The sequence below is a fragment of the Arthrobacter sp. S2(2024) genome (assembly GCF_036662515.1).
Classification (GTDB): domain Bacteria; phylum Actinomycetota; class Actinomycetes; order Actinomycetales; family Micrococcaceae; genus Arthrobacter.
Genome location: NZ_JAYKZI010000002.1, coordinates 554,314 through 577,217 on the forward strand (window position 1 = coordinate 554,314; position 22,904 = coordinate 577,217).

Sequence of the window (22,904 nt, forward strand, 5' to 3'; positions counted from 1 at the left end):
GCCTCATTTCGCCTGGATGAATTCGCCGCGTGGATCCAGGACTTCCCGGGCCCTGTCCGCGATCATGGTGGTCAGGCTGACGGCAAGGAGCAGGCCCAGGCCGGGGAAGCCCGCGATCCACCATTGACCGGTCAGGAAGAATTGCTGGCCATCGGTGATCATTTCTCCCCATTCGGCCGTCGGAGGTTGAGCGCCGAGGCCAAGGTAACCGAGGGCTGCCAGGGAGAGCACCGACGCACCGAAGACGGCGGCCATCTGCAGAATCATGATCGGGACCAGGTGCGGGAAAACGTGGCGGAACAGCACGCGGGCGGGGTGTGCTCCGAGCGCGACGGTGGAGCGAACGAAGTCCTGGCCGTACAAGCGCATCACCTCCCCGCGAAGCGTCCGCATGTACCAGGGGAACGAGTGCAGCGAAAGCCCGATGACCACCGCCGTGACTCCCGGCTGCAGTGCCATCGCGATCGCCATCGCCAGAAGGATGGCAGGGAAGCAGAGGATGGAGTTGGTCAGCCAGGTAAAGAGCGTGTCTACCCAGCCGCGCATCGATCCCGCCAAAAGGGCAGCGATACACCCGGCGACCGCGCCGATCAGTGCAATGGTCAGACCGGCCAGGATCGACGTCCGCCCACCCGCCAGGACCCGGGCCAACACGTCCCGCCCGGTGTCGTCCGTGCCCATAGGGTGTCCCAGGCTTGGAGACTGCAGGACGGCGCCGAGGTTGATGGCATCGGGTTGCACGCGCCAGACCAAGGGGCCAATCAAGGTGGCCACAATGAGGGCGGCCAGGAACGACAAGGTCATGGTCAATGCCCTGTCCCGACGAAGGAAGCTCCTGAAGGGTCTCCTTCTGACCGGGACAACGATCTGTGGGGCGGCAATGGCTGTCATGAGAGTCCTTCCTCTCCGGAAAGGATCGTGGCCGGCTTCTTCACGCCGGCACCCATTGATGTGAGGATCGTCCGCACAGTGGCGGCACTGTGGAGCAGTTGACGACGGCGCTCGGCGGGGGCGGGCTCGTCGTCCCAGTCGGCGAGCGCCGGGATACGCCCGCGCGCCACGCCGTCGTGCGTTGCAACACCGAGCCGGGCCAACTGGCCCAGCCCCGCAGCGTCGAGATGGGGTTCGTGGGTGAACCACGAGCGGTCGAAAACCGGAGCGTCGAACTTTCCCCGGTGCTGTTCCAGGGTGAAGTCGCGCACCCCGGCACGGAGAAGGTGGCCGAGTATCGCTTCCCAGTCGAAAACTCCTTCGCCCACCGCCCGCAGGCGACGTCGGTAGCCGTGCGGCAGCGGGAACAGGACCGCGTCCTCCAAATGCGTCATCCGGACCTGGGGCCCGAGCGCCCGGGCCGCATCGACAGGATCCTCTCCACGAACCACCAGGTTGGCCACATCGAATCCGATTCCGAAGACTGCGGGGTCCAAGGACTGGACCAATGCGTGCACTTCAGGTGAAGCCAGGTCTTCATGGGTCTTGACGTTGATGTGGACCCTGGCGTCACGTGCTGTGGACGCAAGCGTCTCGAGGTTCGCCCTGATGAGCCGGAGCTGGGCAGGGTGGTCGAGGAACCTGCCTTGTTCCGAGGCCCCTTCGCGAATTGACCGTGTGTAAACAAAGAACTCAGTGACGCCTAGTTCCAGGCCGCGAACCAGGGTCCTGTTCAGTCCGGCCCGAACCATGGCGGGATCATCGAACGGCCCTGCGCAGCCCAAGCCCAGCTGGAGTTCGACGCCGGCATGCCGGGCTTCCTCTGCAACCTCGTGCAGTTCTCCGGCCTTGTTCGGTTGGCCGGGCGCTTCGCTCGAAAGTTCCGCAGAGATGCTGTTGAGCACCACCAGGGTGAAGCCGTCGTCCAAGGCGGCCCGAAGCGATTCCACCAGTGGCCGGTCTTCGTGGCCAGGGTAGCGGGTGAACTGGACTCCCAGCCGCGTCTCCGGCAGCTCGCCGGCGCCGAGGGCCCGTGAATCAGGTAGCACGTGTGTGATCTGGGTCATGTTTGCCAAGATACACTCGTAAGACGTCTTACGAAAGGGTGGATTTTTCGAGCCCCATATGAGACGCTTCGTTGACGGAAGTGGATCGGCGAATTGCCTAGCAAGGAGGGCACCATGACGGTGAATGGCCGGCGCAGCGTCGTCGACGATGCGATCGATGACATCCGCCTGCGGATCCGGGAGGGCGAATGGGGCCTCGGAGACCGTATTCCGCCAGAGCCGGAGCTCGGAAAGGCCTTGGGCCTCAGCCGGGCACCCCTCCGGGAAGCCCTCCGCGCGTTGGTACACGCGGGACTCCTCGTGACACGGCAAGGTGACGGAACCTTTGTCGCCGCCGTAGACGAGCAAGAAGTCGCCCTCCGCAAAGGCCTCCAGGGAGCGGACCGGCTCGAAGCCATCGAAGTCCGCCGCAGCCTTGACATTCCTGCCGCCGCCCTCGCCGCACAGCGTCGTGACCAAGAGGACTTGGACAAGCTCCAGGACGCGCTCGATCGACGCCGCGCCGCCGCGGAAGCCCACGACGAGGGCGGATTCCGGCTGGCAGACATCGACTTCCACCGGGCCGTGGTGGGCGCCGCGCACAACCAGCTCCTGGCTGGCATCTATGGTTCCCTCGCGGAGAGCATCGACGGTTCGTGGACATCGCCCGAGGGCCTGAACCGTGCTGCCCACGCCGAGCACGATAGCCATGACGAGCTTTTTGACGCCATCCGCGACCGCTCCACACAGGACGCCATGCTGGTGGCCGGAGCGATCCTGGACAACCAGGCTTCGGATTTGGAAGGCAAGCCCGTCGGCTCCACCGGGTCCTAGGATCTCCGAACCTCGACAACACCATCAAGGAGAGCCGTGATCACGCGCATCAAGGCCGCCTTCATCATTGGCTATGCCGACGGCGACCACTGCATCCTGCCCGACGCGGAGCTGGTCCACGAGGACGGAACCATTGTTTTCGTGGGCCGGGACTACCCCGGGAAAGTGGACATTGACATCGACGCCGGGGAGGCGATCGTGTCCCCCGGATTCATTGACTTGAACGCCCTCGCAGATATCGACCACGCCCTTTTCGATTCCTGGCCGGATCCCGGCCGGCGGCTCGGCCTCGTCTGGTCCGAGTCCTACCTGGGGGACCACGGAGCCGTGTTCACCCGCGAGCAGGCACGGTTCCGACGCGAGTTCGCCCTGTCCCAATTGGTCCGCAACGGCATCACCACGCTCATGCCCATTGCGTCCGAGAGCTACCACGAATGGTGCGAGGACTATGAGGACCTTGCCGACACGGCCGCCGCTGTGGAAGACCTCGGCGTCCGGGCCTACCTGGGGCCGAGCTACCGTACGGCAGTCCCCTATACGGACGGCAAGCGGGTGATGCTCCATGAGGACGAACGGCGCGGCCTCGACGGCCTCGACCAAGCCGTTCGCTTCGCCCAGGACTACGAAGGGCGGGCCCATGGTTTGATCCGGGCGGCATTGCTACCGGCCCGGATCGAAACGCAGACCGAACAGACCCTCCGCCTCACCCGGCAAGCCGCCGATGAGCTCAAGGTCCCCGTGCGCCTGCACGCCGCCCAGGGGCTCTTCGAGGTCGAGACGATGATCGCCCGCACGGGACGGCGTCCACTCCCTTACCTGGCCGATCTCGGTTTCCTCGCGGAACGCACCTACATCCCCCACGCCTGGGCCATCCCCGGGCACCCGCACATGCCTGCCTCCGCAGGCACCGGGGACGATCTGGCGCTGCTCGCCGGGTCCGGAACGTCGGTCCTGCTCTGCCCCATCCCCATGGCACATTACGGCGGGATGCTCGACAACTATGACTCCTACCGCGACCGCGGGGTGCGGATCGTACTGGGCACCGACTCAGCCCCGCCCAACATGATCCGGGCCATGGACCTGGCGATGGGGATGACCAAGACCCTCACCGGGGACCGCTCAAGCGCCCAGGCCGCAGACCTGTTCCGCTCGGCCACCCTGGACCCCGCCGAGTCCCTCGGCCGTTCCGATCTGGGCCGGCTGGCACCTGGAGCGCAGGCCGACTACTTCGTCCTGGACCTGAGCAGCAGCCATATTGGTCCGTACGCCGACCCCATCCGCACACTCATCATGAACTCGGACGGACGGGACATCACGCGGGTAGTGGTGGCCGGCCGCACCATTGTGGACCGGGGCGAAATCGTCACCGTGGACACCAGCGACTACCGGGAACGTGCCCAGGCATTCCTGAACCAGTACATTGCCTCGCTGAGCGACTCGGATTACGCCCGCCGCCCCATCCACGAGCTCCTTCCGCCGAGCTTTCCCCTGCGCTGAACCCGCGCAGCGCGCAGGACCTTCGGCGGCCTGGGAACAAACGGTAGTCGTGCCTCGAATGTAAACACGGCCCCATCCGCCACGAAACATCGAGTGAACGAGCGCAGAAGGCTTGTCCAACAATCCCGCGAACGCCCCCTTTTGTGACTTGACAGGTGTTTGCGTGTGGTGAGGTAAAAACTAGCCGCCCCCTTGACCCACCAGTCCGAGTCCGGCGCGCCCCGATATCTGCGAACCGTTAGAGACCCCCATGACAACACAACTGACTGGCAGCCCCGCGGCCACCGCGCAGGCTGTCCCGGCCCCTCAGCGCCGGGGACGCTGGTCCGGCCGAACCCGACGCGACTTCTTCGTATTCCTGGCACTGGCATTGCCGAACTTGGCGCTGATCGCGGTGTTCACGTATCTGCCCCTCATCAACAACATGTATTACTCGACCCTTGACTGGACCCTGGGCTCCACCTCGGCCACCGTCGTGGGCCTCGACAACTACGTCACCTTCTTCACCAGCTCCGACGCCCCGCAAGTACTCGGCACCACGCTCATCTTCACCGTGGTCACCGTCGGTGGCTCCATGGTGCTGGGCCTCTTGGTGGCCCTGGCCTTGAACGCGAAGGTCCGCGGCACCACATTTGCGCGCTCTGCCGTCTTCGCCCCCTACGTCCTCAGTGGAGTGGGCGTCGGCCTCGTATGGCTGTTCATCTTCGATCCCGGATACGGCGTGCTGTCCTGGCTGCTCCGCGGCATCGGCCAGCAAAGTCCCCAGTGGATCAACGATCCGCAACTCTCCCTCGCGATGGTCATCATCGTCTACGTCTGGAAGAACCTGGGCTACTGCGCGGTCGTGTACCTCGCCGGGCTCCAATCGCTCCCGAAGGACGTCATGGAGGCCGCTTCCCTGGACGGAGCCAACGGGTTCCGCCGCTTCATGAGCATTTCCGTTCCCCTGCTCTCGCCCACCACGTTCTTCCTGCTCATCACCACGATGATCAGCTCACTTCAGGCCTTCGACCTGATCCGCATCATGACGCCGCTGGGCAACGGCACCAGCACCCTGATCTACGAGGCCTATCTGCAGGCCTTTGGCGCCTACAACCGAGCCGGCTACTCCGCCGCCATTTCAGTGGTGCTGTTCGCCATCCTGCTCATCATCACCGTGCTCCAGTTGCGGTTCGTCGAACGGAAGGTGCACTACTCATGAGCACGCTCTCCCCCGTCAGTCCCAACCCCGCGAGCGGCGTCGGGACCCTTAAAGCTCCCGACGGCGGTCCGGACCTGCCGGCGCGGCGCGACAAGCCGTTCTCCCGCGCGAACCTCATCCAGACGCTGGCAGGCGGTTACATCCCGCTGATCGTGGCCACCCTCGTGGTAGTCCTGCCGCTGTTGTGGATGCTGCTGAGTTCCTTCAAGCAGCCCGGCGAGATCGTCACCACGGATCTCAAGATCCTCCCGCAGGGCCTGAACCTGGAGAACTACCACACGGCCATGACCACTGTGCCGTTCGCACAGTTCTTCCTGAACAGCCTGATCGTCACCACGGTCGGCTCCACGGTCAAGGTGATCCTGGCGATCCTGACGGCCTACGCCCTGGTTTTTGTCCGTTTCCCGTTCAAGAACGTCATCTTCGTCGTGATCCTCGTGGCCCTGATGGTGCCGCCGCAGGTGTCGATCCTCCCCAACTACATCCTGATCGCGGGAATCGGCGGGAAGAACACCCTGTGGGGAATCATTCTCCCGGGACTCGGCACGGCCTTCGGAACCTTCCTCCTTCGCCAGCATTTCAAGACCCTTCCGGGGTCCATCCTCGAAGCGGCGGAAATCGACGGTGCGGGCCATTGGCGCAGGCTCTGGCAAGTGGTTGTCCCCGTTTCGCTCCCCTCGATCGCCACCGTTGCCCTCGTCACCGTCGTCAGCGAATGGAACGACTACATCTGGCCCCTGATCATCACGGACCGCCCGGAAACCATGACCCTCCCGGTCGGCCTGACTCTCCTTCAAAACTCCGAGGGAAACGGCGCAGGCTGGGGGATCTTGATGGCAGGAGCTGTCCTGGTGATCATTCCCATCCTCCTGGTCTTCGCAGCGTTGCAACGCTACATCGTTGCCGGGCTCACCCAGGGCAGCGTCACCGGCTAACAGCACAGCACGTCCACACAACCCCATCACCACCTTTGCATCCTTGAGAGGACCAACCATGGCAATGAATCTTGATCGTAGAAACTTCCTGGGGCTCGCCGGACTCGGAGTCGGCGCCGCCGCCCTTGCAGCATGCGGCGGTCCGTCGACGGGCGGCAGCGCAACGAGCAGCAGCCCCTCGGACATCGACTTCACGGGGGTCAAGCCGGCCGGCTCCTTCGACTTTTGGACCAGCCACCCCGGGCAGTCCCAGGCCGTCGAGCAATCCATCATCGACAAGTTCCAGGCGAAGTTCCCGGACATCAAGGTGAACCTCGTGACGGCGGGCGCCAACTACGAGGAAATCGCGCAGAAGTTCCAGACCTCGCAGGCAGCGAAGTCGGCCCTCCCCGGCCTCGTGGTGCTCTCCGACGTCTGGTGGTTCCGCTACTACACCAACGGCAATATCATCCCGTTGGACGGACTCATCAAGCAGCTGGACGTCAAGATTGACGACTTCCAGAAGTCCCTCGTCGCGGACTACCAGTACGCCAACAAGCAGTGGGCGCTCCCCTACGGCCGCTCCACCCCGCTCTTCTACTACAACAAGGACCACTTCAAGGCCGCCGGCCTTCCGGACCGGGCTCCCAAGACCTGGCAGGAGTTCGCCGAGTGGGCCCCCAAGCTCCAGGCAAGCTCGGGCGCTAAGTACGCCTACATCTACCCGGCCCTTGCCGGATACGCCGGCTGGACCCTGCAGAACAACCTGTGGGGCTGGGGCGGCAGCTGGTCCAACGGCTGGACCTTCAACTGCGACTCCACCGAGTCCGTCACGGCCCTGCAGTGGGCCCAGGACTCCATCTACAAGGACAAGTGGGCCGGCGTCTCCTCCAAGAACGCCGCGGACGACTTTTCCGCAGGCATCACGTCCACCACGATCTCCTCCACCGGAGACCTGCTGGGCGTGCTGAAGTCCGCCAAGTTCAACGTCGGCGTCGGCTTCCTGCCGGGCGGCCCCAAGGCCGAGACCAACGTCTGCCCCACCGGCGGCGCGGGACTCGGGATTCCCAGCGGCGTCAGCAAGGAAGTCCAGCTCGCGGCTGCCACTTTCCTGAAATTCATGACCGAACCGGAGAACACGGCGGCATTCTCCGCTGCCACCGGCTACATGCCCACCCGCGTTTCCGCGGACATGACTGCAGTCCTCGCCAAGACTCCGCAAATCAAGACGGCCATGGACCAGCTCGCCGTGACCAAGGTGCAGGACAACGCCCGCGTATTCCTGCCCGGCGCCGATCAGGAAATGGCCAAGGCCGCTGCGAAGATCCTCACCCAGCAGGGCGACGTGAAGGCCACCATGACGGACCTCAAGACAACCCTCGATGGCATCTACACCAAGGACGTGAAGCCCAAGCTCAAGAGCTGAGGCTCAACGCGCCGAGTGCCGCCCGCTGCCCGCTGCCCAACTAGCTTGCAATTAATGTCGTTTTGACGCGTCAGAACGACATCTAATGCGAGCCAGTTGGGCAGCCGCGTCTGATCAGGGAATCGGAACGGGCACGACGCCGAGCGGCGCCAGCTGCTCCGCGCCGCCGTCGGGCGCGGAAAGCACCCAGATGCCCTTTTCGTGGACGGCGACCGAGTGCTCCCACTGGCACGAGCGCTTGCCGTCAGTGGTCACCACAGTCCAGTCGTCGTCGAGGGTTGCTGTTTCGATGCTGCCGCGGACGAGCATGGGCTCAATCGCAAGGCACAGTCCCGGCCTGATTTTCGGGCCTCGGTGGGTGGTGCGGTAGTTCAACACGTCAGGGGCCATGTGCATCTCGGAGCCGATGCCGTGGCCTACGTAGTCTTCCAGGATGCCCAGCGGCTTTCCCGGGACGGAGGAGACGTAGTCGTCCACGGCGTTGCCGATATCGCCGACGAACTTGCCTTTGGCCAAAGCAGCGATTCCGCGCCACATGGCGGCTTGGGTGACATCCGAGAGCCGCTGATCTTCAGGATCCGCCGCGCCGACTATCACAGTGCGTGCGGAGTCGGAGTGCCAACCGTCAACGATCGCCCCGCCATCAATCGAAATGATGTCCCCATCCTGCAGGACCCGGTCGCCTGGGATGCCGTGAACCACTTCCTCGTTGACGGATGTGCAGATGGTGGCGGGGAAGCCGTGGTATCCGAGGAAGTTCGACTTCGCTCCAGCGTCGATGAGGACCGCGGCGAAAACGGCGTCGATCTCGCGCGTGGTCACGCCCGGTTTCGCAGCTTCAACGGCTGCGTCGAGCGCTCTGCTGAGGACCAATCCGGCCTCGTGCATTTTGCGCATTTGCTCATTGGTCTTGTATTCGATGCGGGGCTGGCCGAACGCCATGGTCTCCTCTTGTCGTGTGCTGCTTGTGGTGGGCTGCAGATCCAGACCACCCTCCGGCTTCCTATTTTCCCGCATCAGCGGCCCAGCCCGAAACCGGAGCCACAAACGCCCCCGAATTGGTTCTGATTTCAGGCGCTCAAACGGGGAAGCAAAAAGGGCGTGTCCCGCACGGGAGCAGTCAGCTCCGGCGCGGGACACACCCTCTTCAACAGTCGTTCGGCGGCTAGACCGCCTTGGCTGCCTCGATGGCCAACAGGACGCGATCCGTGACCTCGTCGATGCCGCCAATGCCATCGACCTGGGTCAGGATGCCCCGTTCGGCATACTTGGCCACGACGGCCTCGGTCTGCTCGTGGTAAAGGTCCAGGCGGTGGCGGATGACGCCTTCGTTGTCATCCGAGCGCCCGGTCTCCTTGGCACGGCCCAGCAAACGCGAAACAAGTTCCTCGTCGTCGGCCGTCAGCTGAAGCACGACGTCGAGCTTCTCTTCCGTGTCGGCGAGGATCCGGTCCAGGTATTCCACCTGGGCGGTGGTGCGCGGGTAGCCGTCGAGCAGGAAGCCGTTCTCGACGTCGCTCTCACTCAGGCGGTCGCGGACCATCTTGTTGGTGACGCTGTCCGGAACGAAATCGCCGGCGTCCATGTACTTCTTTGCCTCGATACCCAGCGGGGTTTCGCCCTTGACGTTCGCACGGAAGATGTCGCCGGTGGAGATGGCGACTACGCCCAAGCGCTCGGAAATCCGCTCAGCCTGGGTTCCCTTGCCCGAACCCGGGGGTCCAATGATCAGCATTCTCGTCATCGCAAAAGCCCTTCGTAGTGACGTTGTTGTAGCTGCGCATCAATCTGCTTGACGGTTTCCAGGCCCACACCCACCATGATCAGAATCGACGTGCCACCGAACGGGAAGTTCTGGTTGGCGCTGATCAGGACGAGTGCGACCAGCGGAATCAACGCCACGAAGCCCAAGTAGAAGGCGCCGGGGAGGGTGATCCTGGAAAGCACGTACTGCAGGTAGTCCGCGGTCGGTTTACCCGCCCGGATGCCCGGAATGAACCCGCCGTACTTCTTCATGTTGTCCGAGACCTCTTCAGGGTTGAAGGTGATCGCGACGTAGAAGTAGGTGAAGAACACAATCATGACGAAATACAGCGCCATGTAGATGGGGTGGTCGCCCTTGGTGAGGTTGTTGTTGATCCACTCAACCCACGGGGCGATGGACTCTCCGGCCTTCGGCTGGTTGAACTGTGCAATCAGCCCCGGCAGGTAGAGCATCGAGGAGGCAAAGATGACAGGCACGACGCCGGCCATGTTCACCTTGATGGGGATATAGGTGCTGGTGCCGCCCACGGTGCGCCGGCCGATCATACGCTTGGCGTACTGGACCGGAATGCGCCGCTGGGACTGCTCCACGAAGACCACGAGCGCGACGGTTACGAGGCCGATCGCCAACACCGTGAAGAAGGTGCCCGGTCCCTTGGAGTTCCAGATGGCACCGAGCGAGGTCGGGAAGCCGGCAGCGATGGAGGTGAAGATGAGCAGGGACATGCCGTTGCCCACGCCCTTCTCGGTAACCAGTTCGCCCATCCACATGATGAGGCCTGTACCGGCCGTCAAGGTGATGACCACGAGGATCGTGGCGATGATGCTCGTGTCGGGGATGATCGGCAGCTGGCAGTTCGGCAGCAGCTGTCCGGAGCGTGCCAGGGACACCAGCGTGGTGGCGTTCAGCAGGCCCAGCGCAATGGTCAGATAACGCGTGTACTGCGTCAGCTTCGACTGGCCCGAGGCACCTTCGTCATACAGCTGCTGGAACCGCGGAATGACCACGCGGAGCAGCTGCACGATGATGCTCGCCGTGATGTACGGCATGATCCCCAGGGCAAAGATCGAAACCTGCAGCAGTGCACCACCGCTGAACAGGTTGACGAGCTGGTAGAGGCCGCCCTGGTCCTGATTGCTTGACAAACATTGCTGAACATTTTGGTAGCTCACACCAGGCGAGGGGATAAAAGCTCCCAAGCGGAAGATTGTGATGATTCCCAGCGTGAACAACAACTTGCGTCGCAGATCAGGCGTCCGAAATGCCCGGCCGAATGCGCTTAGCAAGCGTCCTCCTGAGTTAAAAGTCCAAGGGTGTCGAAAGGGGTCATTGAAACCCAACACCCGAGTCTAACGGTTTGATGCGCCATGCGAACAATCGAGGGGTGCGCGCCATATCAAAAAACTCCCGGAGCAGGGGGCCGAAGCCCTCCGCACCGGGAGTCTTTTTACAGCGAGCGATAGCCCAGAGCCCTTAGAGGGCAGTGGTGGTTCCGCCTGCTGCTGCGATCTTCTCAGCTGCGCTGGAGGAGAAAGCGTGGGCGGTGACGTCAACCTTGACGGTGATGTCGCCGGTGCCCAGCACCTTGACGGGCTGGTTCTTGCGAACGGCACCCTTCTCAACCAGGGACTCGACGGTGACAGCGCCACCTTCCGGGAACAGCTCGTTGAGCTTGTCCAGGTTTACAACCTGGAACTCAACCCGGAACGGGTTCTTGAAGCCGCGAAGCTTCGGCAGGCGCATGTGCAGCGGCAACTGGCCGCCGGCAAAGCCAGCCTTGACCTGGTAGCGGGCCTTCGTACCCTTGGTACCGCGACCTGCGGTCTTACCCTTGGAGCCTTCACCACGACCAACACGGGTCTTGGCAGTCTTGGCACCGGGGGCGGGACGCAGGTGGTGGACCTTCAGAGTGTTCTGCTTGTCGGCAGCCACGTTCTCTGCCTTATCGGCGGTTTTGTTCTCGGCCATTACTTCGCCTCCTCTACATTCACGAGGTGCGGAACCGTGTTGAGCATTCCAACGGTTACGGCATCAGCGGTACGGACAACAGTGTGTCCGATGCGCTTGAGGCCGAGGGACCGCAGGGTCTCACGCTGGTTCTGCTTGGCGCCGATGACGCCCTTGATCTGGGTGATCTCCAACTGAGCGTCGGAGGGAGTCAGGTTCTTAGCCATGACTAGACACCTGCCTTCTGGTTCTGGAGTGCGCGCACCAGAGCAGCAGGAGCAACCTCGTCCAGCGGCAGGCCACGGCGGGCTGCCACGGAAGCGGGCTCTTCCAGTCGCTTCAGGGCGTCAACAGTCGCGTGAACGATGTTGATGGCGTTCGAGGAACCGAGCGACTTGGAGAGAACGTCGTGGATACCGACGCATTCCAGTACCGCGCGGACCGGACCACCGGCGATAACACCGGTACCCGGGGAAGCCGGACGCAGCATGACAACGCCTGCTGCGGCCTCACCCTGCACGCGGTGCGGGATGGTGTTGCCAACGCGGGGAACGCGGAAGAAGGACTTCTTAGCCTCTTCAACGCCCTTCGCGATAGCTGCCGGAACTTCCTTCGCCTTGCCGTAGCCGACGCCAACCAGGCCGTTGCCGTCACCGACGACGACCAGGGCGGTGAAGCTGAAGCGACGACCACCCTTGACGACCTTGGCAACACGGTTGATGGTTACAACGCGCTCTACGAACTGGCTCTTCTCGGCCTCGCGACCGCCGTCGCGGCCACCACGGCCACCACGGTCGCCGCGGCCCTGGCCACGGTCACCACGCTCGCCACGACGGCCGCCGCGGCGGTCGTCGGTGGCAGCAGCAGTCTCAGTTGCCTCAGCAGCTGCAGCTTCAGTCACCTGAATGTCCTTTTCGTTATTCTCAACGGTCACAGTGCCAGCCCACCTTCACGTGCGCCGTCAGCGACGGCGGCGATCCGGCCGTGGTACTTGTTACCACCGCGGTCGAAGACAACAGCTTCGATGCCTGCAGCCTTGGCACGCCCGGCAACGAGCTCGCCGACGCGCTTGGCCTTGGCAGTCTTGTCGCCGTCGAATGCACGAAGGTCAGCTTCCAAAGTGGAAGCGTAAGCCACGGTTACACCCTTGCTGTCATCGACAACCTGGACGAAGATGTGGCGTGCGGAGCGGTTGACGACCAGACGAGGACGAACAGCCGTGCCGGTGATGCGCTTGCGGATACGAAGCTGGCGACGGCTGCGTGCAGCAGACTTGCTCTTGTTCGTACGCTTCTTGTTAATTGCGATGGCCATGGTTTACTTACCAGCCTTTCCGACCTTGCGGCGGATAACTTCGCCGGCGTAACGGACACCCTTGCCCTTGTAGGGGTCGGGCTTGCGCAGCTTGCGAATGTTGGCAGCAACCTCGCCGACCTGCTGCTTGGAGATACCAGCGACGGAGAGCTTGGTCGGCCCCTCCACCGTGAAGGTGATGCCTTCCGGAGCGGAGACATTGACCGGGTGGCTGAAGCCGAGAGCGAACTCAAGGTCAGAACCCTTGGCCTGAACGCGGTAACCGGTACCAACGATTTCGAGCTTCTTTTCGTAGCCCTTGGTGACGCCCTCGATCATGTTCGCGATCAGGGTGCGGGTCAGGCCGTGCAGGGAACGCGAAGCGCGCTCGTCGTTCGGGCGGGTGACAGTCAAGGTGCTTTCGTCCAGGGTGACCTCGATCGGGCTGGCTACAGTGTGGCTCAGCTCGCCTTTGGTGCCCTTGACGTTGATGACAGAGCCATCAACCTTAACTTCAACGCCGGCAGGAACGGTGATGGGGAGACGTCCAATACGTGACATTATTCTCTTCCTTTCCCGTTACCAGACGTACGCGAGGACTTCGCCGCCCACGCCCTTCTTGCCGGCCTGCTTGTCAGTCAGGAGGCCGGAAGAGGTGGACAGGATTGCGATACCCAGGCCACCCAGCACGTGAGGCAGGTTAGTGGACTTCGCGTAAACGCGGAGACCAGGCTTGGAAATGCGGCGGACACCAGCAATCGAACGCTCGCGGTTCGGACCGAACTTGAGGTCGATGGTCAGCTTCTTGCCGACTTCGGCTTCCTCTTCCTTCCAAGCAGCGATGTAGCCTTCTGCCTTCAGGATGTCGGCAACGCGTGCCTTGAGCTTGCTGTACGGCATGCTCACGGTGTCGTGGTATGCCGAGTTGGCGTTGCGCAGACGCGTAAGCATGTCTGCGACAGGATCTGTCATAGTCATTGTGGGCTCTTGCCCTTCCTCGTAATGGTTTCCGCGTTGGCTGCAAAGCAGCCGCGGCCGGACCTACTACGTAGTTGTTAGTCTTCGGATTTGAACGGGAAGCCAAGTGCCTTGAGCAGCGCACGGCCTTCGTCATCGGTCTTTGCAGTGGTGACAACCGTGATGTCCATACCGCGAACGCGGTCGATGGAGTCCTGGTCGATTTCGTGGAACATAACCTGCTCGGTCAGACCGAAGGTGTAGTTGCCGTTGCCGTCGAACTGCTTGCCGTTAAGGCCGCGGAAGTCGCGGATACGGGGCAGGGCGAGGGTCACGAGGCGGTCCACGAATTCCCACATACGGTCCCCACGCAGAGTTGCGTGTGCGCCGATGGGCATGCCTTCGCGCAGCTTGAACTGGGCGATCGACTTGCGGGCCTTGGTTACCTGCGGCTTCTGGCCGGTGATCAGGGTGAGGTCGCGGACAGCGCCGTCGATCAGCTTGGAGTCCTTGGCGGCATCTCCAACACCCATGTTCACAACAACCTTCACCAGGCGGGGAACCTGGTTCACGTTCTCGTACTTGAATTCCTCAACCAGGGTCTGCTTGATGGAATCGGCGTACTTCGTCTTCAGACGCGGAACGATCTTCGCTGGAGTCTCGAGAGTCTCAGTCATTAGATGTCCTTCCCGGATGCCTTGGACACGCGGACACGGACGGACTTGGAGACGCCGTCCTTCTCAACGGTCTCGAGACGGAAACCAACGCGGGTCGGCTTCTTGGTCGAGGGGTCAACAAGAGCAACGTTGGAGACGTGGATCGGGGCCTCAACGACCTCGATGCCACCGGTCTTGGTGCCGCGCTGCGACTGACCGACCTTGGTGTGCTTGGTGACTCGGTTGATGCCTTCTACCAGGACGCGGTTGGTCTCGGTGAACACGCGAAGAACCTTGCCCTGCTTGCCACGGTCGCCGCCACGTTCCTGCTTGGCGCCGGTGATGACCTGAACCAGGTCACCCTTCTTGATCTTTGCACCCATGGGTTACAGCACCTCCGGAGCCAGCGAAACGATCTTCATGAACTTCTTGTCACGCAGTTCACGACCAACCGGGCCGAAGATACGGGTACCGCGGGGGTCGCCGTCGTTCTTCAGAATCACAGCTGCGTTCTCGTCAAACTTGATGTAGGAACCATCCGCACGGCGGCGTTCCTTCTTGGTACGAACGATGACAGCCTTGACGACGTCACCCTTCTTTACGTTGCCGCCCGGGATAGCGTCCTTGACGGTTGCGACAATGACGTCGCCAATGCCTGCGTAGCGACGGCCGGATCCACCGAGAACGCGAATGGTAAGGATTTCCTTAGCACCCGTGTTGTCGGCGACCTTCAGTCGCGACTCCTGCTGAATCAATTTTTACTCCTTGCGTCGCGCCGGTTCTCAGACCGAAATGGAGCATACGGAATGAGCCTTGCGGAACGGTTGATCGGGGTGTCTCTTGACCTGCCTGGATTTTGCCAGTGCAGGCCTAAACTCCCGTGCCGCCAGCATCAGCTTCCCTTGCGGAAATAACTGCGCGGGGCAGTATGCCGCGGCACGATTGTTTACGAGGTGGTTGTTGACGCACAACTGGCGCCATACAAACTCAATATCCTAGCACGTTTTATGCTAAGGACCGAAACGCGGAAAGGCCCGCATTCCTTCCGGAATACGGGCCTTCCACCAATCCATATCGCTGCCGGACAAAGCCCGGCGCGGGATTACTTAGCCTTTTCGAGGATCTCGACCAGGCGCCACCGCTTTGTAGCGGACAGCGGGCGGGTCTCAGAGATCAGAACGAGGTCGCCGATGCCGGCGGTGTTTTGCTCGTCGTGAGCCTTGATCTTCGAGGTGCGGCGAATGACCTTGCCGTACAGAGCGTGCTTCACGCGGTCTTCAACCTGAACAACGATGGTCTTTTCCATCTTGTCAGAGACAACGTAGCCGCGACGCGTCTTACGGTAACCGCGCTGTTCAGCGCTGGCTGCTGCTTCCGTCACAGTTTCCTTCTGTTCGCTCACTTGGCGTCCTCTCCAGCCTCGGCTTCGGCCTTCTCAGCCTTGGCTTCTGCCTTCTTGGACTTCTTTTCTTCCTTGGCTTCCACAACCGGTGCGGCAACCTCGGCACGAATGCCCAGCTCGCGCTCACGGAGAACGGTGTAGATGCGTGCGATGTCCTTCTTTACCGCGCGCAGACGACCGTGGTTCTCCAGCTGTCCGGTGGCGGACTGGAAACGCAGGTTGAACAGCTCTTCCTTGGACTTGCGGAGTTCTTCAACGAGACGCTCGTTGTCGAAACCGTCCAGCTGTGCGGGTGCGAGATCCTTCGACCCTACTGCCATTTCTATTCACCACCTTCGCGACGCACAATGCGTGCCTTCAACGGCAGCTTGTGGATTGCCAGGCGCAGTGCCTCGCGAGCTACCTCTTCATTGACACCGGCGAGCTCGAAGAGAACGCGGCCCGGCTTGACGTTTGCGACCCACCATTCCGGAGAACCCTTACCGGAACCCATGCGGGTTTCGGCCGGCTTCTTCGTCAGCGGACGGTCCGGATAAATGTTGATCCAGACCTTACCGCCACGCTTGATGTGGCGGGTCATCGCGATACGGGCAGACTCGATCTGACGGTTCGTGACGTAGGCCGGGCTCAGCGCCTGGATGCCGTACTCACCGAAGGTGACCTTGGTGCCGCCCGTTGCAGCGCCGGAACGACCCGGGTGGTGCTGCTTACGGTGCTTGACTCGACGTGGGATAAGCATTTAAGCCTGTCCTCCTTCTGCTGCGGGAGCAGCAGCTTCAGCTGCCGGAGCCTCTGCAGCAACAGGTGCTGCGTCAGCTGCCGGACGGTCGGTACGACGACGGCGGTCACCACGGTCGGCGCCACCCGGGCGGCCCGGGCGGTCGCTCGGACCACGGCCGCGGGACGGAGCAGCAGCTGCCTGCTGAGCCAGTTCCTTGGCAGTGACGTCGCCCTTGTAGATCCAGACCTTCACGCCGATGCGGCCGAAGGTGGTCTTGGCTTCGTAGAAGCCGTAGTCGATGTTCGCACGCAGGGTGTGCAGGGGCACACGGCCTTCGCGGTAGAACTCCGAGCGGGACATTTCTGCGCCACCCAGTCGACCGGAGCAAGCAATACGGATACCCTTGGCACCCGCACGCTGTGCGGACTGCATGGCCTTCTTCATCGCACGGCGGAAAGCCACGCGGGAAGTCAGCTGCTCAGCAACGCCCTGGGCAACAAGCTGGGCTTCCATCTCGGGGTTCTTGACCTCGAGGATGTTCAGCTGGACCTGCTTGCCGGTGAGCTTTTCGAGCTCGCCGCGAATGCGGTCTGCTTCTGCGCCGCGGCGGCCGATGACGATACCCGGGCGGGCCGTGTGGATGTCCACGCGGACACGGTCACGGGTGCGCTCGATTTCGACCTTGGCGATGCCAGCGCGCTCCATGCCCGTGGACATGAGCTGGCGGATGCGGATGTCTTCGCGAACGAAGTCCTTGTACCGCTGGCCAGCCTTGGTGCTGTCAGCAAACCAGTGCGATACGTGATCGGTGGTGATGCCGAGTCGGAACCCGTGCGGGTTTACTTTCTGTCCCACTTAGCGAGCCTCCTCTTTCTCCGGGGTAGCGACTACCACGGTGATGTGGCTCGTGCGCTTCTTGATCTGAAATGCGCGACCCTGAGCACGCGGCTGGAACCGCTTCATGGTCGGGCCTTCATCAACAAACGCTTCGCTGATGTAGAGGTCTCCTTCGTCAAAGGCAACGCCGTCGCGGTCCGCGAGGACCCGTGCGTTTGCCATTGCCGACTGAACTACCTTGAATACCGGCTCCGAAGCTGCCTGTTCGGCGAACTTCAGAATTGCCAGAGCCTCATTCGCTTGCTTACCACGAACAAGGTTGACGACGCGCCGGGCCTTCATAGGCGTTACGCGGATGTGACGCGCAATAGCCTTGGCTTCCATTGCTTTCCTTCTCTCGTCTTAGCCGTAGAGCGAGCGCCTTAGCGGCGCTTGCCCTTACGGTCGTCCTTGACATGGCCGCGGAATGTCCGCGTGGGAGCGAATTCGCCGAGCTTGTGCCCGACCATCGACTCAGTGACAAACACCGGAATGTGCTTGCGTCCGTCGTGAACGGCAATCGTGTGACCCAGCATGTCCGGGACGATCATCGAACGGCGGGACCAGGTCTTGATGACGTTCTTGGTGCCCTTTTCGTTTTCCCTGGCGACCTTCACAAAGAGGTGCTGGTCTACGAAAGGACCTTTTTTCAGGCTGCGTGGCATGTGTCCAGGCTCCTATCGCTTGTTCTTGCCAGTACGGCGGCGACGAACAATAAGCTTGTCGCTCTCTTTGTTGGGGCGGCGGGTGCGGCCTTCACGCTTACCGTTCGGGTTGACCGGGTGACGTCCACCGGAAGTCTTACCTTCACCACCACCGTGCGGGTGATCGACCGGGTTCATGGCGACACCACGGACGGTCGGGCGAACGCCCTTCCAGCGCATACGGCCGGCCTTACCCCAGTTGATGTTCGACTGCTCGGCGTTGCCGACCTCGCCGACGGTTGCGCGGCAGCGCACGTCAACGTTGCGGATTTCACCGGAGGGCAGACGCAGCTGGGCGAAACGGCCTTCCTTGGCGACGAGCTGAACCGAAGCACCTGCGGAACGGGCCATCTTGGCGCCGCCACCCGGACGCAGTTCAACTGCGTGGATGGTGGTACCAACCGGGATGTTGCGCAGCGGCAAGTTGTTGCCCGGCTTGATGTCAGCGTCGGGGCCAGCCTCGACGAAGTCACCCTGGGACAGCTTGTTCGGGGCGATGATGTAACGCTTGGTGCCATCAACGTAGTGCAGGAGGGCGATGCGAGCCGTGCGGTTCGGATCGTACTCGATTTCGGCAACGCGGGCGTTGACGCCGTCCTTGTCGTGGCGACGGAAGTCGATCAGACGGTACTGGCGCTTGTGGCCACCACCCTTGTGACGGGTAGTGATCTTACCGGTGTTGTTACGGCCGCCAGTCTTGTGCAGCGGACGCAGCAACGACTTTTCCGGAGTCGATCGCGTGATTTCGGAGAAGTCGGCTACGCTCGAGCCGCGACGGCCCGGGGTAGTCGGCTTGTATTTACGGATTCCCATAATTCATTTCCTCGTTAAAGTGGTCTCCGCTACGCGAGCGGACCGCCGAAGATGTCGATTGTGCCTTCTTTGAGGGTGACAATTGCACGCTTGGTGCTCTTGCGCTGTCCCCAGCCGAATTTGGTCCGCTTGCGCTTACCGGCACGGTTGATGGTGTTGATCGATTCGACCTTGACGGAGAAAATCTTCTCCACGGCCAGCTTGATCTCGGTCTTGTTCGAGCGGGGGTCCACCAGGAAGGTGTACTTGCCCTCGTCGATCAGGCCGTAGCTCTTTTCCGAAACGACGGGTGCAATGACGACGTCGCGCGGGTCTTTGATGGTGGCTGCACTCACTTGGCATCCTCCTCGTTCTTTGCCTTGTCAGCGATGAAAGCCTCGAACGCAGCCTTGGTGAAGACAACGTCGTCGGAAACCAGCACGTCGTAGGTGTTCAGCTGGTCTGCGTACAGAACGTGAACATCTGCGAGGTTGCGCACGGAAAGTGCGGCAACATCGTTGGCGCGCTCGATAACAACGAGCAGGTTCCGACGCTCGGAGACTGCACGCAACGCGGCCAGTGCTGCCTTGGAGGACGGCTTGGTGCCGGCAACCAGTTCAGAAACGACGTGGATGCGGCCGTTACGGGCGCGGTCGGACAGGGCGCCACGCAGTGCGGCAGCCTTCATCTTCTTGGGTGTCCGCTGGCTGTAGTCACGCGGCGTCGGGCCGTGGACGATGCCACCACCGGTCATGTGAGGAGCACGGATGGAACCCTGACGGGCGCGGCCGGTGCCCTTCTGCTTGAACGGCTTGCGGCCTGCACCGGAAACTTCGGCGCGGGTCTTGGTCTTGTGGGTACCCTGGCGAGCAGCAGCGAGCTGTGCGACGACGACCTGGTGCAGCAGCGGCACGTTGGTCTGGACGTCGAAGATCTCTGCAGGCAGGTCTACCTTGACAGTGCTAGTCATTTAACTAGGCTCCCTTCACGGCGGTGCGTACGAGGACGACCTGGCCGCGGGCACCGGGGACGGCACCCTTGATAAGGAGCAGCGACTTCTCGGCGTCAACAGCGTGAACCGTGAGGTTCAGCGTGGTGTGACGTTCTGCGCCCATGCGACCGGCCATTTTCAGACCCTTGAAGACGCGGCTCGGGGTGGATGCGCCACCGATTGAACCGGGCTTGCGGTGGTTCTTGTGCGCACCGTGGGAGGCTCCAACACCGTGGAAGCCGTGACGCTTCATAACACCGGCGAAGCCCTTACCCTTGCTGGTGCCGACGACGTCGATCTTCTGACCGGCTTCGAAGAGCTCAACAGAAAGCTCCTGGCCCAGTTCGTAAGACGCGGCGTCTGCAGTGCGCAGTTCGACGACGTGGCGGCGAGGAGTTACGCCAGCCTTTTCAAAGTGACCAGCCAGCGGCTTGGTGACCTTGCGGGGATCGATCTGGCCGTAGCCGATCTGAACGGCGACATAGCCATCAGTCTCTGCGTTGCGCAGCTGGGTGATGACGTTGGAGTCAGCCTGGACGACAGTTACCGGGATGAGCTTGTTGTTCTCGTCCCAGACCTGGGTCATGCCGAGCTTCGTGCCCAGCAGGCCCTTTACGTTACGGGTTGCGGTCATAGTTTTCTCAGCACCTCCCTACAGCTTGATTTCGATGTTCACGTCGGCCGGCAGGTCGAGACGCATAAGCGAGTCAACAGCCTTCGGCGTGGGGTCGATGATGTCGATCAGACGCTTGTGAGTACGCATTTCAAAGTGCTCACGGCTGTCCTTGTACTTGTGGGGAGAGCGGATAACGCAGTACACGTTCTTCTCCGTCGGCAGCGGCACGGGGCCCACTACCGTTGCGCCTGCGCGCGTGACCGTCTCAACGATCTTCCGCGCTGAAACATCAATGACCTCGTGGTCATATGACTTCAGCCGGATGCGGATTTTTTGTCCCGCCATGTCGCCTGACTCTCTTTCAGTCTGTGCTGCCCTCGAATAAAGGCTGCCCTGTTCACTTACGTGTTGTATGTGGCTGCCGAAGCATTTGAAGTAGTACTACCACCCGCCGCACAAGCTGAATCCGGAGGGATCCGGGTTCCTCAACTTGCCGGTGTAACCGACCCCCGCGGTCGGGCGTGTCGCGATTTCCACGCAAACGCGTCCGTATTCCTTTGGGGATCTGGGTTATGTTTGGGCTTCAGCTTGGACCCTGACACCCGGCATTATCCGGATCGGGACGCGAAGAAGCGCTTGAACAACTCACCTAGTATGCCGGAATTCCCCGGCATAAGCCAATCGGGCCTCCCTGACCATTGCCATCGGCACCTGCGCTCGGGATGATGGGGGCATGACCGTCCAAGATGCTGCCACTGTGGGGGATCTTGCAGGCCGCATCCGGCCGGACTTCACTTTGGGTGTCGCTGCGGCGGCCTTCCAGATCGAGGGCTCGCTCACAGCGGACGGACGAGGACCGTCGAGCTGGGACGCGTTTGCCGAGAAACCGGGCGCGATCGTCGACGGGCACTCCCCGGCAGTCGCCTGCGACCACTACAACCGCACGGACGAGGACATTGCCCTCATGCAGGACCTGGGCGTGGATTCCTACCGGTTCTCCCTCTCCTGGCCGCGAATCCAACCCGGCGGCAAGGGGCCCATCAATCAACAGGGCTTGGATTTCTACGACCGCCTGATCGACAAGCTCCTGAAGGCCGGGATCTCCCCCATGGTGACCTTGTTCCATTGGGATACTCCCCTGCCGTTGGAGCACGACGGCGGTTGGCTGAATCGGGCGACTGCGGAACGGTTCGCCGAATACTCCGCCGCGGCCGCACACCGCTTCGGTGACCGCGTGGCGCAATGGGTCACCCTCAACGAACCGGTTTCGGTCGCGTTGCAAGGTTATGCGCTCGGTGTCCACGCTCCCGGCAGGCGGCTGCTCTTCGATGCCCTGCCGGCTGCCCACCACCAGTTGCTGGGGCACGGCCTCGCCGTCCAGGCGCTGCGCGCCGCAGGCGTGGCGGGAACTGTCGGCGTCGCCAATGTCCACTCTCCGGTCCGGCCCGCAAGCAAGCGGCTTGCAGACGGTCTCATGGCCAAGGCCTTCGACCTCATCTTCAACCGGGTGTACGCCGATCCCATCCTCCTGGGGAAGTACCCAAAGCCGCCGCTCCAGGTAAGGCCTTGGTTCCGGGCCTTGGGCAAGGTCCGCGACGAGGACCTCAAAACCATCCACCAGCCGTTGGATTTCTACGGCCTGAACTACTACTACCCCGTCAAGGTGGCCTCGGGCCGCGGCGACGGAACCGCCCACTGGAACACCCCGGACATGATGGCCAAGCTGCCGTTCCATCTGGCGGCGTTTCCCGAATACGAGACGACAGGATTCGGTTGGCCCGTGGCTCCCGAACACCTCGGAATCCTGCTGCGGGAACTGAAGGACCGCTACGGAGCAGCGCTGCCTCCGCTGTTCATCACGGAGAGCGGCGCGAGCTTTCCGGAACCGGACCACACCCAGGGTCCGGTGCACGACGCCGACCGCATCAGCTATCTTGCCTCGCACCTTGGCCAGGCCTTGAGGGCCACTGCCCCCGGCGGGATCGCCCACGACGTCGACCTTCTCGGCTACTACGTCTGGACGCTACTGGACAACTTCGAATGGGCCGCAGGCTATTCGCAGCGGTTCGGCCTGGTGCACGTTGATTTCGATACCCTCGAGAGAACCCCCAAGGACTCGTACTACTGGTACCAGTCCTTGAGCAAGGCGCGACGGGGCTGATTCGAAGTCACTTTGTGGACCGATTGTGCTAAATCAGTCTTTCCGGTTCGCCCGATTGATGCGCTTGGCGCGCTCGATCTCGCGGCGGAAGTATTTCCTTCCCCACAACACCCCGGCTACCACAACAACCACCAAGACCAGAAAAATCAGCGTTCCCATTTCGCATTCCTCCCTT

At 62.2% G+C, this 22,904-nt stretch carries 32 protein-coding genes; 6 read left to right on the forward strand and 26 right to left on the reverse strand.

The genetic code is table 11. The features are described from left to right. Positions 1-3: 3 nt before the first annotated feature. Both VLA65_RS06225 and VLA65_RS06230 read right to left on the reverse strand, forming a co-directional pair. The gene (locus tag VLA65_RS06225; protein ID WP_084784298.1) at positions 4-891 is read right to left on the reverse strand and encodes an ABC transporter permease; all 888 of its coding nucleotides are present in this window, start codon (positions 889-891) and stop codon (positions 4-6) included. Beyond that, positions 888-1,997 (reverse strand): sugar phosphate isomerase/epimerase family protein, encoded by a 1,110-nt coding sequence (locus VLA65_RS06230; RefSeq protein ID WP_332602044.1) that lies wholly within the window; start codon positions 1,995-1,997, stop codon positions 888-890. Before VLA65_RS06230 ends, VLA65_RS06225 begins: the two co-directional genes overlap by 4 nt. Positions 1,998-2,111: 114 nt before the next feature. Between VLA65_RS06230 and VLA65_RS06235 the strand changes: the two genes are divergently transcribed. From VLA65_RS06235 to VLA65_RS06255, 5 genes are all read left to right on the forward strand, one after another. Beyond that, positions 2,112-2,810 carry a FadR/GntR family transcriptional regulator gene (locus VLA65_RS06235; protein ID WP_332602045.1) on the forward strand — a complete coding sequence of 233 codons (699 nt, stop codon included), beginning with the start codon at positions 2,112-2,114 and terminating at the stop codon, positions 2,808-2,810. Positions 2,811-2,846: 36 nt separating this feature from the next. Further along, positions 2,847-4,307, forward strand: coding sequence for a chlorohydrolase family protein (locus VLA65_RS06240; RefSeq protein WP_332602046.1), 1,461 nt, complete (start codon positions 2,847-2,849; stop codon positions 4,305-4,307). A gap of 250 nt (positions 4,308-4,557) precedes the next feature. After that, positions 4,558-5,508: a carbohydrate ABC transporter permease gene (locus tag VLA65_RS06245; protein ID WP_306958971.1), complete on the forward strand. Its 951-nt coding sequence runs from the start codon at positions 4,558-4,560 to the stop codon at positions 5,506-5,508. Next, positions 5,505-6,443 carry a carbohydrate ABC transporter permease gene (locus VLA65_RS06250; protein ID WP_284991836.1) on the forward strand — a complete coding sequence of 313 codons (939 nt, stop codon included), beginning with the start codon at positions 5,505-5,507 and terminating at the stop codon, positions 6,441-6,443. The genes VLA65_RS06245 and VLA65_RS06250 overlap by 4 nt, the downstream gene beginning before the upstream one ends. Positions 6,444-6,501: 58 nt before the next feature. Next, entirely contained in the window at positions 6,502-7,848 is a 1,347-nt protein-coding gene (locus VLA65_RS06255) for an ABC transporter substrate-binding protein (RefSeq protein WP_059387375.1), read from the forward strand. A 114-nt stretch (positions 7,849-7,962) separates the two neighbouring features. Here the strand turns inward: VLA65_RS06255 and map are convergent, their stop codons facing one another. The 23 genes from map to rpsJ all read right to left on the reverse strand — a co-directional run bounded on the left by map (position 7,963) and on the right by rpsJ (position 20,913). Beyond that, positions 7,963-8,790, reverse strand: coding sequence for a type I methionyl aminopeptidase (gene map / locus VLA65_RS06260; RefSeq protein ID WP_307052493.1), 828 nt, complete (start codon positions 8,788-8,790; stop codon positions 7,963-7,965). Between the two features lie 223 nt (positions 8,791-9,013). Further along, positions 9,014-9,583, reverse strand: a complete 570-nt coding sequence (locus tag VLA65_RS06265) for an adenylate kinase (RefSeq protein ID WP_284991857.1) — start codon at positions 9,581-9,583, stop codon at positions 9,014-9,016. Between the two features lie 5 nt (positions 9,584-9,588). Then, positions 9,589-10,899: a preprotein translocase subunit SecY gene (gene secY / locus VLA65_RS06270; RefSeq protein WP_059387373.1), complete on the reverse strand. Its 1,311-nt coding sequence runs from the start codon at positions 10,897-10,899 to the stop codon at positions 9,589-9,591. 187 nt (positions 10,900-11,086) lie between these two features. Further along, complete coding sequence (rplO, locus tag VLA65_RS06275; RefSeq protein WP_284991834.1) at positions 11,087-11,581, reverse strand: 50S ribosomal protein L15; 495 nt, start codon at positions 11,579-11,581, stop codon at positions 11,087-11,089. Then, entirely contained in the window at positions 11,581-11,787 is a 207-nt protein-coding gene (gene rpmD, locus VLA65_RS06280; protein WP_059387371.1) for a 50S ribosomal protein L30, read from the reverse strand. Before rpmD ends, rplO begins: the two co-directional genes overlap by 1 nt. A gap of 2 nt (positions 11,788-11,789) precedes the next feature. Continuing rightward, complete coding sequence (rpsE, locus tag VLA65_RS06285) at positions 11,790-12,461, reverse strand: 30S ribosomal protein S5 (RefSeq protein ID WP_171983517.1); 672 nt, start codon at positions 12,459-12,461, stop codon at positions 11,790-11,792. Positions 12,462-12,490: 29 nt separating this feature from the next. Then, positions 12,491-12,874 carry a 50S ribosomal protein L18 gene (rplR, locus tag VLA65_RS06290; protein WP_059387369.1) on the reverse strand — a complete coding sequence of 128 codons (384 nt, stop codon included), beginning with the start codon at positions 12,872-12,874 and terminating at the stop codon, positions 12,491-12,493. A gap of 3 nt (positions 12,875-12,877) precedes the next feature. After that, the gene (rplF, locus tag VLA65_RS06295) at positions 12,878-13,414 is read right to left on the reverse strand and encodes a 50S ribosomal protein L6 (RefSeq protein ID WP_059387368.1); all 537 of its coding nucleotides are present in this window, start codon (positions 13,412-13,414) and stop codon (positions 12,878-12,880) included. Positions 13,415-13,432: 18 nt separating this feature from the next. After that, positions 13,433-13,831, reverse strand: a complete 399-nt coding sequence (gene rpsH, locus VLA65_RS06300) for a 30S ribosomal protein S8 (protein WP_028265096.1) — start codon at positions 13,829-13,831, stop codon at positions 13,433-13,435. A 77-nt stretch (positions 13,832-13,908) separates the two neighbouring features. Further along, positions 13,909-14,487, reverse strand: coding sequence for a 50S ribosomal protein L5 (gene rplE / locus VLA65_RS06305; RefSeq protein WP_059387367.1), 579 nt, complete (start codon positions 14,485-14,487; stop codon positions 13,909-13,911). After that, positions 14,487-14,849, reverse strand: a complete 363-nt coding sequence (rplX, locus tag VLA65_RS06310) for a 50S ribosomal protein L24 (RefSeq protein ID WP_059387366.1) — start codon at positions 14,847-14,849, stop codon at positions 14,487-14,489. Before rplX ends, rplE begins: the two co-directional genes overlap by 1 nt. Positions 14,850-14,852: 3 nt before the next feature. Next, positions 14,853-15,221 carry a 50S ribosomal protein L14 gene (rplN, locus tag VLA65_RS06315; protein WP_003803789.1) on the reverse strand — a complete coding sequence of 123 codons (369 nt, stop codon included), beginning with the start codon at positions 15,219-15,221 and terminating at the stop codon, positions 14,853-14,855. A gap of 347 nt (positions 15,222-15,568) precedes the next feature. After that, on the reverse strand, positions 15,569-15,868 hold the full coding sequence (gene rpsQ / locus VLA65_RS06320) for a 30S ribosomal protein S17 (protein ID WP_059387365.1): 300 nt from the start codon (positions 15,866-15,868) through the stop codon (positions 15,569-15,571). Further along, positions 15,865-16,188, reverse strand: a complete 324-nt coding sequence (gene rpmC / locus VLA65_RS06325) for a 50S ribosomal protein L29 (protein WP_059387364.1) — start codon at positions 16,186-16,188, stop codon at positions 15,865-15,867. The genes rpsQ and rpmC overlap by 4 nt, the downstream gene beginning before the upstream one ends. A 2-nt stretch (positions 16,189-16,190) precedes the next feature. Next, positions 16,191-16,607 (reverse strand): 50S ribosomal protein L16, encoded by a 417-nt coding sequence (gene rplP, locus VLA65_RS06330; RefSeq protein ID WP_028265101.1) that lies wholly within the window; start codon positions 16,605-16,607, stop codon positions 16,191-16,193. Then, on the reverse strand, positions 16,608-17,444 hold the full coding sequence (rpsC, locus tag VLA65_RS06335) for a 30S ribosomal protein S3 (protein WP_028265102.1): 837 nt from the start codon (positions 17,442-17,444) through the stop codon (positions 16,608-16,610). Continuing rightward, positions 17,445-17,810 carry a 50S ribosomal protein L22 gene (gene rplV, locus VLA65_RS06340; RefSeq protein WP_028265103.1) on the reverse strand — a complete coding sequence of 122 codons (366 nt, stop codon included), beginning with the start codon at positions 17,808-17,810 and terminating at the stop codon, positions 17,445-17,447. A 38-nt stretch (positions 17,811-17,848) separates the two neighbouring features. Next, positions 17,849-18,130 carry a 30S ribosomal protein S19 gene (gene rpsS / locus VLA65_RS06345; protein WP_018773666.1) on the reverse strand — a complete coding sequence of 94 codons (282 nt, stop codon included), beginning with the start codon at positions 18,128-18,130 and terminating at the stop codon, positions 17,849-17,851. 12 nt (positions 18,131-18,142) lie between these two features. Continuing rightward, the gene (gene rplB / locus VLA65_RS06350) at positions 18,143-18,982 is read right to left on the reverse strand and encodes a 50S ribosomal protein L2 (protein ID WP_028265104.1); all 840 of its coding nucleotides are present in this window, start codon (positions 18,980-18,982) and stop codon (positions 18,143-18,145) included. A 29-nt stretch (positions 18,983-19,011) separates the two neighbouring features. Beyond that, entirely contained in the window at positions 19,012-19,317 is a 306-nt protein-coding gene (gene rplW / locus VLA65_RS06355) for a 50S ribosomal protein L23 (protein ID WP_059387362.1), read from the reverse strand. Further along, the gene (rplD, locus tag VLA65_RS06360) at positions 19,314-19,931 is read right to left on the reverse strand and encodes a 50S ribosomal protein L4 (RefSeq protein ID WP_059387361.1); all 618 of its coding nucleotides are present in this window, start codon (positions 19,929-19,931) and stop codon (positions 19,314-19,316) included. The genes rplW and rplD overlap by 4 nt, the downstream gene beginning before the upstream one ends. 4 nt (positions 19,932-19,935) lie before the next feature. Further along, positions 19,936-20,586, reverse strand: a complete 651-nt coding sequence (gene rplC / locus VLA65_RS06365) for a 50S ribosomal protein L3 (RefSeq protein ID WP_059387360.1) — start codon at positions 20,584-20,586, stop codon at positions 19,936-19,938. Positions 20,587-20,604: 18 nt separating this feature from the next. Next, positions 20,605-20,913: a 30S ribosomal protein S10 gene (rpsJ, locus tag VLA65_RS06370; protein ID WP_003803825.1), complete on the reverse strand. Its 309-nt coding sequence runs from the start codon at positions 20,911-20,913 to the stop codon at positions 20,605-20,607. Between the two features lie 388 nt (positions 20,914-21,301). Here rpsJ and VLA65_RS06375 point away from each other — a divergent pair, with 388 nt between their 5' ends. Further along, a complete protein-coding gene (locus VLA65_RS06375) occupies positions 21,302-22,729 on the forward strand; it encodes a GH1 family beta-glucosidase (RefSeq protein ID WP_306958976.1) in 1,428 nt (475 codons plus the stop codon). 33 nt (positions 22,730-22,762) lie between these two features. Here the strand turns inward: VLA65_RS06375 and VLA65_RS06380 are convergent, their stop codons facing one another. Further along, positions 22,763-22,888, reverse strand: coding sequence for a hypothetical protein (locus VLA65_RS06380; protein ID WP_284991831.1), 126 nt, complete (start codon positions 22,886-22,888; stop codon positions 22,763-22,765). Positions 22,889-22,904: the final 16 nt, after the last annotated feature.

Bases quoted from the DNA above. Each gene is read 5' to 3' on its own strand.
- rpmD (WP_059387371.1), bottom strand. From the start codon at position 11,787: ATGGCTAAGAACCTGACTCCCTCCGACGCTCAGTTGGAGATCACCCAG.
- VLA65_RS06375 (WP_306958976.1), top strand. From the start codon at position 21,302: ATGACCGTCCAAGATGCTGCCACTGTGGGGGATCTTGCAGGCCGCATC.
- rpsH (WP_028265096.1), bottom strand. From the start codon at position 13,831: ATGACTATGACAGATCCTGTCGCAGACATGCTTACGCGTCTGCGCAAC.
- rplX (WP_059387366.1), bottom strand. From the start codon at position 14,849: ATGGGTGCAAAGATCAAGAAGGGTGACCTGGTTCAGGTCATCACCGGC.
- VLA65_RS06250 (WP_284991836.1), top strand. From the start codon at position 5,505: ATGAGCACGCTCTCCCCCGTCAGTCCCAACCCCGCGAGCGGCGTCGGG.
- VLA65_RS06265 (WP_284991857.1), bottom strand. From the start codon at position 9,583: ATGCTGATCATTGGACCCCCGGGTTCGGGCAAGGGAACCCAGGCTGAG.
- VLA65_RS06225 (WP_084784298.1), bottom strand. From the start codon at position 891: ATGACAGCCATTGCCGCCCCACAGATCGTTGTCCCGGTCAGAAGGAGA.
- VLA65_RS06245 (WP_306958971.1), top strand. From the start codon at position 4,558: ATGACAACACAACTGACTGGCAGCCCCGCGGCCACCGCGCAGGCTGTC.
- map (WP_307052493.1), bottom strand. From the start codon at position 8,790: ATGGCGTTCGGCCAGCCCCGCATCGAATACAAGACCAATGAGCAAATG.
- rplF (WP_059387368.1), bottom strand. From the start codon at position 13,414: ATGTCACGTATTGGACGTCTCCCCATCACCGTTCCTGCCGGCGTTGAA.
- VLA65_RS06380 (WP_284991831.1), bottom strand. From the start codon at position 22,888: ATGGGAACGCTGATTTTTCTGGTCTTGGTGGTTGTTGTGGTAGCCGGG.
- VLA65_RS06235 (WP_332602045.1), top strand. From the start codon at position 2,112: ATGACGGTGAATGGCCGGCGCAGCGTCGTCGACGATGCGATCGATGAC.
- rpsJ (WP_003803825.1), bottom strand. From the start codon at position 20,913: ATGGCGGGACAAAAAATCCGCATCCGGCTGAAGTCATATGACCACGAG.
- rplE (WP_059387367.1), bottom strand. From the start codon at position 14,487: ATGACTGAGACTCTCGAGACTCCAGCGAAGATCGTTCCGCGTCTGAAG.
- VLA65_RS06255 (WP_059387375.1), top strand. From the start codon at position 6,502: ATGGCAATGAATCTTGATCGTAGAAACTTCCTGGGGCTCGCCGGACTC.
- rplV (WP_028265103.1), bottom strand. From the start codon at position 17,810: ATGGAAGCCAAGGCTATTGCGCGTCACATCCGCGTAACGCCTATGAAG.
- rplB (WP_028265104.1), bottom strand. From the start codon at position 18,982: ATGGGAATCCGTAAATACAAGCCGACTACCCCGGGCCGTCGCGGCTCG.
- rplD (WP_059387361.1), bottom strand. From the start codon at position 19,931: ATGACTAGCACTGTCAAGGTAGACCTGCCTGCAGAGATCTTCGACGTC.
- rplR (WP_059387369.1), bottom strand. From the start codon at position 12,874: ATGGCCATCGCAATTAACAAGAAGCGTACGAACAAGAGCAAGTCTGCT.
- rpmC (WP_059387364.1), bottom strand. From the start codon at position 16,188: ATGGCAGTAGGGTCGAAGGATCTCGCACCCGCACAGCTGGACGGTTTC.
- rplC (WP_059387360.1), bottom strand. From the start codon at position 20,586: ATGACCGCAACCCGTAACGTAAAGGGCCTGCTGGGCACGAAGCTCGGC.
- rpsS (WP_018773666.1), bottom strand. From the start codon at position 18,130: ATGCCACGCAGCCTGAAAAAAGGTCCTTTCGTAGACCAGCACCTCTTT.
- rplP (WP_028265101.1), bottom strand. From the start codon at position 16,607: ATGCTTATCCCACGTCGAGTCAAGCACCGTAAGCAGCACCACCCGGGT.
- rplO (WP_284991834.1), bottom strand. From the start codon at position 11,581: ATGGCCGAGAACAAAACCGCCGATAAGGCAGAGAACGTGGCTGCCGAC.
- VLA65_RS06230 (WP_332602044.1), bottom strand. From the start codon at position 1,997: ATGACCCAGATCACACACGTGCTACCTGATTCACGGGCCCTCGGCGCC.